This is a genomic window from Phaeobacter sp. SYSU ZJ3003, assembly GCF_041300735.1.
Lineage (GTDB): Bacteria > Pseudomonadota > Alphaproteobacteria > Rhodobacterales > Rhodobacteraceae > Phycobacter > Phycobacter gallaeciensis_A.
The window spans coordinates 18695-29970 of sequence record NZ_PXNU01000061.1; the positions used below are offsets into that span (position 1 = coordinate 18695).

8 protein-coding genes are annotated in these 11276 nt (G+C 59.2%); 6 read left to right on the forward strand and 2 right to left on the reverse strand.

Annotation, left to right across the window (positions count from 1 at the left end):
- The first annotated feature begins 17 nt into the window (after positions 1–17).
- The 3 genes from rpoC to C6W91_RS18155 all read left to right on the forward strand — a co-directional run bounded on the left by rpoC (position 18) and on the right by C6W91_RS18155 (position 6080).
- Positions 18–4259 (forward strand): DNA-directed RNA polymerase subunit beta', encoded by a 4242-nt coding sequence (rpoC, locus tag C6W91_RS18145; protein WP_065271485.1) that lies wholly within the window; start codon positions 18–20, stop codon positions 4257–4259.
- Positions 4260–4403: 144 nt separating this feature from the next.
- The gene (locus C6W91_RS18150) at positions 4404–5210 is read left to right on the forward strand and encodes a glycosyltransferase (RefSeq protein WP_065271484.1); all 807 of its coding nucleotides are present in this window, start codon (positions 4404–4406) and stop codon (positions 5208–5210) included.
- A gap of 3 nt (positions 5211–5213) precedes the next feature.
- A complete protein-coding gene (locus C6W91_RS18155) occupies positions 5214–6080 on the forward strand; it encodes a DMT family transporter (RefSeq protein ID WP_065271483.1) in 867 nt (288 codons plus the stop codon).
- Here the strand turns inward: C6W91_RS18155 and C6W91_RS18160 are convergent.
- Both C6W91_RS18160 and C6W91_RS18165 read right to left on the reverse strand, forming a co-directional pair.
- A complete protein-coding gene (locus tag C6W91_RS18160; protein WP_065271482.1) occupies positions 6039–6878 on the reverse strand; it encodes a putative rhamnosyl transferase in 840 nt (279 codons plus the stop codon). The genes C6W91_RS18155 and C6W91_RS18160 overlap by 42 nt on opposite strands.
- 35 nt (positions 6879–6913) lie before the next feature.
- The gene (locus C6W91_RS18165; RefSeq protein WP_274840301.1) at positions 6914–7720 is read right to left on the reverse strand and encodes a putative rhamnosyl transferase; all 807 of its coding nucleotides are present in this window, start codon (positions 7718–7720) and stop codon (positions 6914–6916) included.
- A 429-nt stretch (positions 7721–8149) separates the two neighbouring features.
- Here C6W91_RS18165 and rpsL point away from each other — a divergent pair, with 429 nt between their 5' ends.
- Genes rpsL through fusA form a run of 3 tightly spaced genes read left to right on the forward strand, consistent with a single transcriptional unit; the run spans position 8150 to position 11146 of the window.
- Complete coding sequence (gene rpsL, locus C6W91_RS18170; RefSeq protein WP_005621086.1) at positions 8150–8521, forward strand: 30S ribosomal protein S12; 372 nt, start codon at positions 8150–8152, stop codon at positions 8519–8521.
- Positions 8522–8539: 18 nt separating this feature from the next.
- Positions 8540–9010 (forward strand): 30S ribosomal protein S7, encoded by a 471-nt coding sequence (gene rpsG, locus C6W91_RS18175; protein WP_065271480.1) that lies wholly within the window; start codon positions 8540–8542, stop codon positions 9008–9010.
- 18 nt (positions 9011–9028) lie between these two features.
- Positions 9029–11146 carry an elongation factor G gene (gene fusA / locus C6W91_RS18180; RefSeq protein ID WP_065271479.1) on the forward strand — a complete coding sequence of 706 codons (2118 nt, stop codon included), beginning with the start codon at positions 9029–9031 and terminating at the stop codon, positions 11144–11146.
- The last annotated feature ends 130 nt before the right edge of the window (positions 11147–11276 follow it).

Sequence of the window (11276 nt, forward strand, 5' to 3'; positions counted from 1 at the left end):
AGATTTGAGGTATCAAAATGAACCAGGAAATCACCAATAACCCGTTCAACCCGCTGACCCCGCCGAAGGTTTTCGACGAGATCAAGGTGTCGCTGGCATCGCCGGAGCGGATCCTGTCGTGGTCCTATGGCGAAATCAAAAAGCCCGAGACCATCAACTACCGGACCTTCAAGCCCGAGCGTGACGGTCTGTTCTGCGCCCGTATCTTTGGTCCGATCAAAGACTACGAATGCCTCTGCGGCAAATATAAGCGGATGAAATATCGCGGCGTTGTCTGCGAAAAATGCGGTGTGGAAGTCACCCTGCAAAAGGTCCGCCGCGAGCGTATGGGCCATATCGAACTGGCCTCGCCGGTTGCGCACATCTGGTTCCTGAAGTCGCTGCCTTCGCGCATCGGCCTGATGCTGGACATGACCCTGCGCGATCTGGAACGCGTGCTGTACTTTGAAAACTACGTTGTCATCGAGCCGGGTCTGACCGACCTCACCTACGGCCAGATGATGACAGAAGAAGAGTACATGGACGCCCAGGACCAGTACGGCATGGACGCCTTCACCGCCAATATCGGCGCCGAAGCGATCCGTGAAATGCTGGCCGCGATCGATCTGGAAGCCGAAGCCGAGCAGCTGCGCGCCGAACTGGCCGAAGCCACCGGCGAACTGAAGCCCAAGAAGATCATCAAGCGTCTGAAAGTGGTCGAATCCTTCCTCGAGTCGGGCAACCGTCCCGAGTGGATGATCATGACCGTGATCCCGGTCATCCCGCCGGAACTGCGTCCGCTGGTTCCGCTGGATGGCGGTCGTTTCGCGACCTCCGACCTTAACGACCTTTACCGTCGTGTGATCAACCGGAACAACCGTCTGAAGCGTCTGATCGAACTGCGTGCGCCTGACATCATCGTCCGCAACGAAAAGCGGATGCTGCAGGAATCCGTTGACGCCCTGTTTGACAACGGCCGCCGTGGCCGCGTCATCACCGGCGCCAACAAGCGCCCGCTGAAGTCGCTGTCGGACATGCTGAAAGGTAAGCAGGGTCGCTTCCGTCAGAACCTTCTGGGTAAGCGCGTCGACTTCTCCGGCCGTTCGGTCATTGTGACAGGTCCCGAGCTGAAGCTGCATCAGTGTGGTCTACCCAAGAAGATGGCGCTCGAACTCTTCAAGCCCTTCATCTACTCGCGTCTGGAGGCCAAAGGTCTGTCCTCCACCGTGAAGCAGGCGAAGAAGCTGGTGGAAAAAGAACGCCCCGAAGTCTGGGATATCCTCGACGAGGTGATCCGCGAGCACCCGGTGATGCTGAACCGCGCACCGACGCTGCACCGTCTTGGTATTCAAGCCTTCGAACCCACGCTGATCGAAGGTAAGGCTATCCAGCTGCACCCGCTGGTCTGCTCGGCGTTCAACGCGGACTTCGACGGTGACCAGATGGCCGTGCACGTGCCGCTGAGCCTTGAGGCCCAGCTGGAAGCGCGCGTCCTGATGATGTCCACCAACAACGTTCTGTCGCCCGCAAACGGCGCGCCGATCATCGTTCCCTCGCAGGATATGATCTTGGGTCTCTACTATGTGACCCTGGAACGCGAAGGCATGGTGGGCGAAGGCAAGGTCTTTGGGACCATCGACGAAGTTCAGCACGCTCTGGACGCCGGCGAAGTGCACCTGCACACCAAGATCACCGCGCGGATCACCCAGATCGACGAAGAAGGCAACGAGGTTCTCAAGCGTTTTGAGACCACCCCGGGCCGTGTTCGTCTGGGCGCACTGTTGCCGAAGAACGCCAAGGCGCCGTTTGAACTGGTCAACCGTCTTCTGCGGAAGAAAGAAGTGCAGCAGGTCATCGACACCGTCTACCGTTACTGCGGTCAGAAAGAGTCCGTGATCTTCTGTGACCAGATCATGACCATGGGCTTCCGCGAAGCGTTCAAGGCAGGCATTTCGTTCGGCAAGGACGACATGGTGATCCCGGACGGCAAGTGGACCATCGTCGACGAGACACGCGAGCAGGTGAAAGATTTCGAACAGCAGTACATGGACGGCCTGATCACTCAGGGCGAAAAGTACAACAAGGTTGTCGATGCCTGGTCGAAGTGTAACGACAAGGTCACCGAGGCGATGATGAGCACCATCTCCGCCGACAAGCGGGACGAGAACGGTGCCGTGATGGAGCCGAACTCGGTTTACATGATGGCCCACTCCGGTGCGCGTGGCTCGGTTACTCAGATGAAACAGCTGGGCGGTATGCGCGGCCTGATGGCCAAGCCGAACGGCGACATCATCGAGACCCCGATCATCTCGAACTTTAAAGAAGGCCTGACGGTTCTGGAGTACTTCAACTCCACCCACGGTGCCCGTAAGGGTCTGTCGGATACCGCTCTGAAAACGGCGAACTCAGGTTATCTGACCCGTCGTCTGGTGGACGTGGCGCAGGACTGCATCGTGCGCGAGCGCGACTGCGGTACCGAGCGTGCGATCACAGCAGAGGCTGCGGTCAACGACGGTGAAGTGGTTGCCAGCATCGGTGAACGTCTGCTGGGCCGTGTTGCGGCCGAGGACATCAAACGTCCGGGCACCGAAGAGGTGATCGTCGCACAGGGGCAGCTCATCGACGAACGCATGGCGGATGCCGTGCAGGAAGCCGGTGTTGCCTCCACGCGGATCCGTTCGCCTCTGACCTGCGAAAGCGAAGAGGGCGTCTGCGCCATGTGCTATGGCCGTGACCTTGCGCGCGGTACCATGGTCAACTCGGGCGAGGCTGTCGGCATCATCGCCGCGCAGTCGATCGGTGAACCTGGTACACAGCTGACGATGCGGACCTTCCACATCGGCGGTGTTGCCCAGGGTGGTCAGCAGTCGTTCCTCGAGGCGAGCCAGGAAGGCAAGATCGTCTTCGAGAACGCTCAGATCCTGCAGAACGCCAACGGCGAAACGCTGGTGGTTGGCCGTAACATGAAGCTGATCATTCAGGACGAGCACGGCGAAGAGCGCGCCAGCCACAAGCTGGGCTATGGTTCCAAGCTGTTCGTCACCGATGGTCAATCCGTTGCCCGTGGCGACAAGCTGTTCGAATGGGACCCCTACACCCTGCCGATCATCGCGGAAAAGCCGGGTACTGCCAAATACGTCGATCTGGTTTCGGGCCTTGCCGTCCGCGACGAGACCGACGAAGCCACCGGCATGACCCAGAAGATCGTGGTCGACTGGCGTGCGGCACCGAAAGGCAACGACCTGAAGCCGGAAATCATCCTTGTGGATGCTGACGGCGAGCCGGTCCGCAACGATCTGGGCAACCCGGTTACCTACCCGATGTCCGTTGATGCGATCCTGTCCTGTGAAGACGGTCAGCAGATCGAGGCCGGTGACGTTGTTGCGCGTATCCCGCGTGAAGGCGCCAAGACCAAGGACATTACCGGTGGTCTGCCGCGTGTGGCCGAACTGTTCGAAGCCCGTCGTCCGAAAGACCACGCAATCATTGCCGAAATCGATGGTTACGTGCGCTTTGGCCGCGACTACAAGAACAAGCGCCGTATCTCGATCGAACCCGCGGATGAGAGCCTGGAAACCGTCGAATACATGGTGCCCAAGGGCAAGCACATCCCGGTGCAGGAAGGTGACTTCGTGCAGAAGGGCGACTACATCATGGACGGCAACCCGGCGCCGCATGACATCCTTGCAATTATGGGTGTCGAGGCTCTGGCGAACTACATGATCGACGAAGTTCAGGACGTTTATCGTCTGCAGGGCGTGAAGATCAACGACAAGCACATCGAGGTGATCGTTCGCCAGATGCTGCAGAAGTGGGAGATCTCCGACTCTGGCGAAACCACGCTGCTGAAAGGCGAACACGTGGACAAGCAGGAATTCGACGCTGCCAACGAGAAGGCACTGTCGCGCGGCAAACGTCCGGCACAGGGCGCACCGATCCTGCTTGGTATCACCAAGGCGTCGCTGCAGACCCGTTCGTTCATCTCGGCGGCCTCCTTCCAGGAGACCACCCGCGTGCTGACCGAGGCTTCGGTTCAGGGCAAGAAGGACAAGCTGGTTGGCCTGAAGGAAAACGTCATCGTTGGTCGCCTGATCCCGGCCGGTACCGGTGGTGCAACCCAGCAGATGCGCCATATCGCTCAGTCCCGCGACAATGTGGTTTTGGAAGCGCGCCGCGAAGAAGCCGAGGCCGCAGCTGCCCTGGCCGCTCCGGTGATGGAGGACGACGTGTCCGGTGGCGACTTCGACAATCTGGTGGAAACACCGGAAAGCCGCGACTGATCCGTCGACTGACTTTTTGAAAATGAATGCCCCCGCGCCGATGGCGCGGGGGTTTTCTTTTGTCTGACGTCCCCCAACCGGCGAATGCCTCTTCCCAAGTGCTGCGCCCCGGTGTTTTCTGTGCGCGCAACCGGTGGAGGGGAAATGTCAGAGCAGTTGAAGATGGTTGGACTGGTCCGGTTCTCGGTTCTGACGCCTACCTATTATTCCGAACGCTTCAGCACGCTGGAGGAAACGGCGGCACATCTGTTTTCCGAGGACCGGATGGAGCTCCGCTTTCGCGTTTTCGAAGAGCTGTGCCTGCCTTCGCTGCTTCGGCAAAGCGATCCGGAATTTGATGTGGTGGTGTTGACTGCGGCGTCGATGCCTGATCGCTATATGCAAAGGCTGAAGGCGCTGCTTGCGCCGCATCGCAATCTGCATTGCCGTCCGGTCGGAACCCGAAATCATTACCGGCTGTTACGCCTGGGGTACGATTCCATTCCGGCAGGGGAGGGCAGTCACCGCATCCTGTTCCGTCTGGATGATGATGACGCGGTTGATATTGATTTTGTGGCACGCACAAAACGTCTGGCGGCTGGGATCCTGCCGCTGCAACCCGAAGGTGGCGCTTTTGTCATTGCCTATAACCGGGGCTTTTACATGCGGGCGACGCTGGATGGGCCGGAGGTCTTCGACGCGGTCGAACAGGCGCCCCTGTCGGCAGGCACCGCGCTGGTGACCCCAGTTGGAAGCGCCGCGAATCCCTACAAGTTCAACCACCGCAAACTGGCGCGGCACTACAGCCTTTATTCGGATATTTCGGTGCCATCCTTCCTGCGCACTATCCATGGTGACAATAAATCCGATCCCACCCAAAAAGGGATCACTCATCAGATGGCCGAGGAAGAGATCGACGGCGCGCTGCAGCGCCATTTCGGTCTGACGCTGTCGCAGCTGAAGGCGGTATAGCGCATGAAACCCAATCAGAACGGTGCCCTGTTGATGATGGGCAGCATGGCGGCCTTTACCTTCAATGATACGCTGGTGAAATCTGTGGGGGCGGATCTGCCGCTGTCGCAGATTCTTGTGGTCCGCGGCGGGGTTGCGTCACTGCTGATTTTCCTGCTGGCGCGCTATCTGGGCAGCTTGCGGATGAACCTGCCACGGGGCGACTGGATGCTGGTTCTGGGCCGCTGTCTGTCCGAAGCGGGGGCGACTTACCTCTTCCTCAGCGCGCTGATGCTGATGCCGCTCGCCAATGTGACTGCCGTACTGCAAATGCTGCCACTGACCGTGACGCTGGGGGCGGCGCTGTTCTTTGGCGAAAGCATCGGCTGGCGGCGCATGGCGGCGATCCTTGCGGGGTTCTGCGGTATGCTGCTGATCGTGCAGCCGGGGCCAGAGGGGTTCGATGGCGCCTCTTTGTATGCACTGGGTGCGGTTGGCTGCGTCACGGCCCGGGATCTGTTCACCCGGCGGATGTCGGCGGCGGTGCCGTCGATGACTGTGACCCTAATGGCCTCTTTGACAGTGCTGACTTTTGGCCTGATCTACAGCACCCAGCAGGACTGGCAGCCGATGCAAGGCTGGCATCTGGGTCTGCTTATGGGGGCGGCCTGCTTCATCTTTGCCGGCTACTTGTTTTCGGTCATGACCATGCGAGTCGGAGACGTCGCCGTGGTCTCGCCCTTCCGGTACAGCGGGTTGTTGTGGGCGCTGTTCCTCGGCTGGGCAGTGTTTGGTGATTGGCCGGGTGTGCTTACTCTGACCGGCGCGGCTGTCGTTGTGGCGGCCGGCCTATTCACCTTCTACCGGGAGCGGCAGCAGACCGGGGGATGAGAACGCCCGCGCGACTGCGGCGCTATCGACGTTGAAGGTTTGTTTCAGATGGTGCGCTTCCTCTGGTGTGACAGGGGTGACGTTGATCTCCTTGCCGCGCCCCTTGGAGCGGGAATCGTTGAAGCTGTTGTAACCGCGCAGGTACATGTCGCCATCCGGAATGGTCAGCGTTGGTGTGACCCGCCAAAGGGTATGATGGCCGTGATGCATGATCGTCTGGTTGGACCCGCCCGCCACTACGACTCCCATAGAAAGCGCAGTGTAGGGGTAGCGGTCCGGTTTGATCGCCAGCCCATCGGCACTGGCGCGATAGACATAGCCGCGGTTGAAATCGATGGTGGTCATCGGATAGCGCGGCCAGACCGGTTCTAGGTCCTGCGCCGCCTGTTTCAGCCGTTCCACGAATGACACCGCCATCGCATCGTCATCGTCTAGACGAAACTGCAGGCAGGGCGCATCCGGGTTTTCGCGCGCGTCGTTTAGCATCTGGATCATCACCCGCCGGTGACGGCCCGGCGGCTGCACGGAAATGACCACATTCGGCAAAGGTTCGGTGAGGGTCAGCAGCCGGTCGAGATAGGGGAGGGGAAAGCACTCACCGACCACGACCAGCAACTGGAAATCCGCGTCGGTCTGACCGATGACCGAGGGCAGGCAGACAGTTTCGAACAGGCGGAACCGCTCCTCAAGCCGTTCGGGCGCATAAAGATAGGCACGGCGTTCCTCTAGGCTGGCGTGCTCCTGCTTGTAGCCGCCGTGCCCTACATAAGAGAAGCGGCACAATCCGATAACCTGCATAACATGCGATCCCTGGTAAAAATAAAGGCGTGGGGCTAGTCAGCCGCGAAGACCCGTTTGAGATCATCCTGCCGGATGGCAAATCGCGCTTCAAACTCACCCACCTGATCCGGGGTCAGCGGGGTGACGGGCACCGGTTTGACCCGTTTCTGGCGCGAGTCGTTATAGCCATTGTGGGTGCGAACGAACATCGGCTGATCGCTGATGGTGACCGTCGGCATGAAGCGCAGGATTTTCTCATGCGCGAAGTTCATGATCGTCAGGTTACAGCCGCCGCGCACATACATGCCAAGCGAAGCGACATAGTAGGGCCGGTGTATCTCGGTCGCGGCGATCCCGGACGCCCCAACCTCGGCCACATAACCACGGTTGAAATCAACGGCGACCGTTTTGCTCTTTTCGACCAGGCCAGAACAATCCTCAACCGTCTGCCGGAGACGTTCGACGAAATCCACCGACACTGCGTCGTCGTCGTCATGCCGGAACTGCAGACACGGCGCGTCTGGATCCCGGCGGGCTTTGTTGAGGATCTCTTTCATCACCTGGCGCTGTTTGCGCGGCGGTTCGCTGTGAATGCGGACCTGCGGTATGTCGGCAGTTATGTCCTGAAGCCGCTCCCGGTGCTGTTTCGGCAGGCTGTCGCCAATGACGATGATCAGCTCGAAATCCTGATCTGTCTGTTCGCGCAGACAGGGCAGGGCGACGGTCTCCATCAGTTGGAACCGCTCCTCTAGACGGTCTTCGGCATAAAGGTAGGCAATGCGCTCCTCCAGGCTGGCATGTTCAATCTGAAAGCCGCCAATCGCGGGATAAGAAAAACGACAAAGACCGATGACTTGCATGAATGGGGCGTCCTGAGTATGCGTCTGGCCCAATCTGATTGCGGCCTGTTGAACTATGCATCGCCCGTACCGATGCGACAAGACAGCGGGTGTGGCAGGGGAAGTATTGCCAGCGGCGTGTTCCCGTGCAGCCATCCGCCGACCCTGGGCGTCACTGGGCGCCTGACAGTTGACAAGCTCCGCGACTCCCCATATACGCGCGCCTATCCGGCATCCGGGGGCCGCCCCTAAAGCCGATATCACTATTGTAGTGGATCAAGGTTCGGACAGTTTTATCGTCCGGATCCTCTGTAGACCCACCGCGTCGTTCACCTCGGAATGGGAACGATTGCGGTTTTTGCGCTTGCGGACGCGTAAGTGCCGGAAATATGAGCCGCACGCCCTTGCGCGTGCATGACATGAAAGTTGCGAAACGGGGAATAGACCGGAATGCCAACGATCCAACAGCTGATCCGCAAGCCGCGGCAGCCGAAAGTTAAACGCTCCAAATCCATGCATCTGGAGCAGTGCCCCCAGAAGCGTGGCGTTTGCACGCGCGTTTACACCACCACGCCGAAGAAACCGAACTCCGCTATGCGGAAAGTTGCGAAGGTCCGCCTGACCAACGGTTTCGAGGTCATCTCCTACATCCCGGGTGAAAGCCACAACCTTCAGGAACACTCTGTGGTTCTGATCCGCGGCGGTCGTGTAAAAGACCTTCCGGGTGTCCGTTACCACATCCTTCGCGGTGTTCTGGATACCCAGGGCGTCAAAGACCGTAAGCAGCGTCGCTCCAAGTACGGCGCGAAGCGTCCTAAGTAAGAAGAAGGATAAGCACAGATGTCACGCCGTCACGCTGCTGAAAAACGCGAAGTTCTGCCCGACGCCAAATATGGCGACCGCGTTCTGACCAAATTCATGAACAACCTGATGATCGATGGTAAGAAATCGGTCGCAGAAAAAATCGTCTACAACGCGTTCGATCGCGTTGAAGCCAAGATCAAACGCGCTCCCGTGGAAGTCTTCCACGAAGCTCTGGACAATGTGAAACCCGCCGTCGAAGTTCGTTCGCGCCGCGTGGGTGGTGCAACCTACCAGGTGCCGGTCGAAGTTCGCCCGGAGCGCCGCGAAGCACTCGCAATCCGCTGGTTGATCAAAGCCGCCCGTAGCCGCAACGAAAACACCATGGAAGAGCGCCTTGCAGGCGAGCTGCTGGACGCTGTCCAGTCCCGTGGTACCGCGGTGAAGAAGCGCGAAGACACCCACAAGATGGCAGAGGCCAACAAGGCCTTCTCGCATTACCGCTGGTAACCCAAGGGGCTTAGACCTATGGCACGCGACTATACACTCAACCATTACCGTAACTTCGGTATCATGGCGCACATCGATGCAGGTAAGACCACCTGCTCGGAGCGTATCCTGTACTACACCGGCAAATCCCACAACATCGGTGAGGTGCACGATGGTGCAGCCACCATGGACTGGATGGAGCAGGAGCAGGAACGCGGCATCACCATCACCTCGGCTGCGACCACCACTTTCTGGGAACGCACCGAAGATGGCGAAACTGCTGACACGCCCAAGCACCGCCTGAACATCATCGACACCCCCGGCCACGTCGACTTCACCATCGAAGTTGAGCGTTCGCTGGCGGTTCTCGACGGTGCTGTCTGTGTTCTTGACGCCAACGCTGGCGTTGAACCGCAGACCGAAACCGTTTGGCGTCAGGCTGACCGCTACAAGGTTCCGCGCATCGTCTTCGTCAACAAGATGGACAAGATCGGCGCTGACTTCTTCAACTGCGTCAACATGATCGAAGACCGCACCGGCGCCCGCGCGGTTCCGGTTGGTATTCCGATCGGCGCCGAGAACGAGCTGGAAGGCCTGATCGATCTGGTCACCATGAAGGAATGGCTGTGGCAGGGTGAAGACCTTGGCGCCTCCTGGGTGCAGGTCGAGATCCGTGACAGCCTGAAGGACATGGCCGACGAATGGCGTGGCAAGATGGTCGAAGCGGCCGTCGAGCAAGACGACGACGCCATGGAAGCCTACCTGGAAGGTGAAGAGCCCGACGTTGCAACACTGCGCGCTCTGCTGCGCAAGGGCACTCTGGCGCTGGACTTCGTTCCGGTTCTGGGCGGTTCCGCGTTCAAGAACAAAGGCGTTCAGCCGCTGCTCAACGCCGTGATCGACTACCTGCCCAGCCCGCTGGACGTTGTCGATTACATGGGCTTCAAACCCGGTGACGAAACCGAAACCCGTAACATCGCCCGCCGCGCGGATGATGATATGGCGTTCTCGGGCCTGGCGTTCAAAATCATGAACGACCCCTTCGTCGGTTCGCTGACCTTTACCCGCATCTACTCCGGTGTTCTGAACAAGGGTGATACCCTTCTGAACTCCACCAAGGGTAAGAAAGAGCGCGTTGGCCGGATGATGATGATGCACTCGAACGACCGTGAGGAAATCACGGAAGCGTTCGCGGGCGACATCATCGCGCTGGCTGGTCTGAAAGACACCACCACAGGTGACACGCTCTGCGCCGTCAACGATCCGGTGGTTCTGGAAACCATGACCTTCCCCGATCCGGTGATCGAGATCGCGGTTGAGCCGAAAACCAAGGCTGACCAGGAAAAAATGTCCCAGGGTCTGGCCCGTCTGGCCGCCGAAGACCCGTCCTTCCGCGTGGAAACTGACCTGGAATCCGGTCAGACCATCATGAAGGGCATGGGCGAACTTCACCTGGACATCCTGGTTGACCGCCTGAAGCGCGAATTCAAGGTTGAAGCCAACATCGGTGCCCCGCAGGTTGCCTACCGTGAGACCATCGGTCACGAGGTCGAGCACACCTACACCCACAAGAAACAGTCGGGTGGTTCGGGTCAGTTCGCCGAGGTGAAGATGATCATCTCGCCGACAGAAGCCGGCGAAGGCTACTCCTTCGAATCCCGCATCGTTGGTGGTGCTGTTCCGAAGGAATACATCCCCGGTGTTGAAAAAGGCATCAACTCGGTTATGGATAGCGGTCCGCTGGCTGGCTTCCCCGTGATCGACTTCAAGGTTGCCCTGATCGACGGTAAGTTCCACGACGTTGACTCCAGCGTTCTGGCCTTTGAAATCGCAGCACGTATGTGCATGCGTGAAGGCATGCGCAAAGCTGGCGCCAAGCTGCTGGAACCGATCATGAAGGTCGAAGTGATCACCCCGGAAGAATACACCGGCGGTATCATCGGCGACCTGACCTCCCGTCGTGGTCAGGTGTCCGGCCAGGAGCCCCGCGGCAACGCGATTGCGATCGACGCAAACGTGCCGCTGGCGAACATGTTCGGCTACATCAACACCCTGCGTTCGATGAGCTCGGGCCGCGCCCAGTTCACCATGCAGTTCGGTCACTACGATCCGGTTCCGCAGAACATCTCGGACGAGATCCAGGCGAAATACGCGTAAGCGTCATGACATTGGAAGGTTCGCGGCCCGCGCGGACCTTCTTCCAATCAAAAGGAGGCCACCATGGCTAAGGAAAAGTTTGAGCGTAATAAACCGCACGTCAACATCGGCACCGTTGGCCACGTTGACC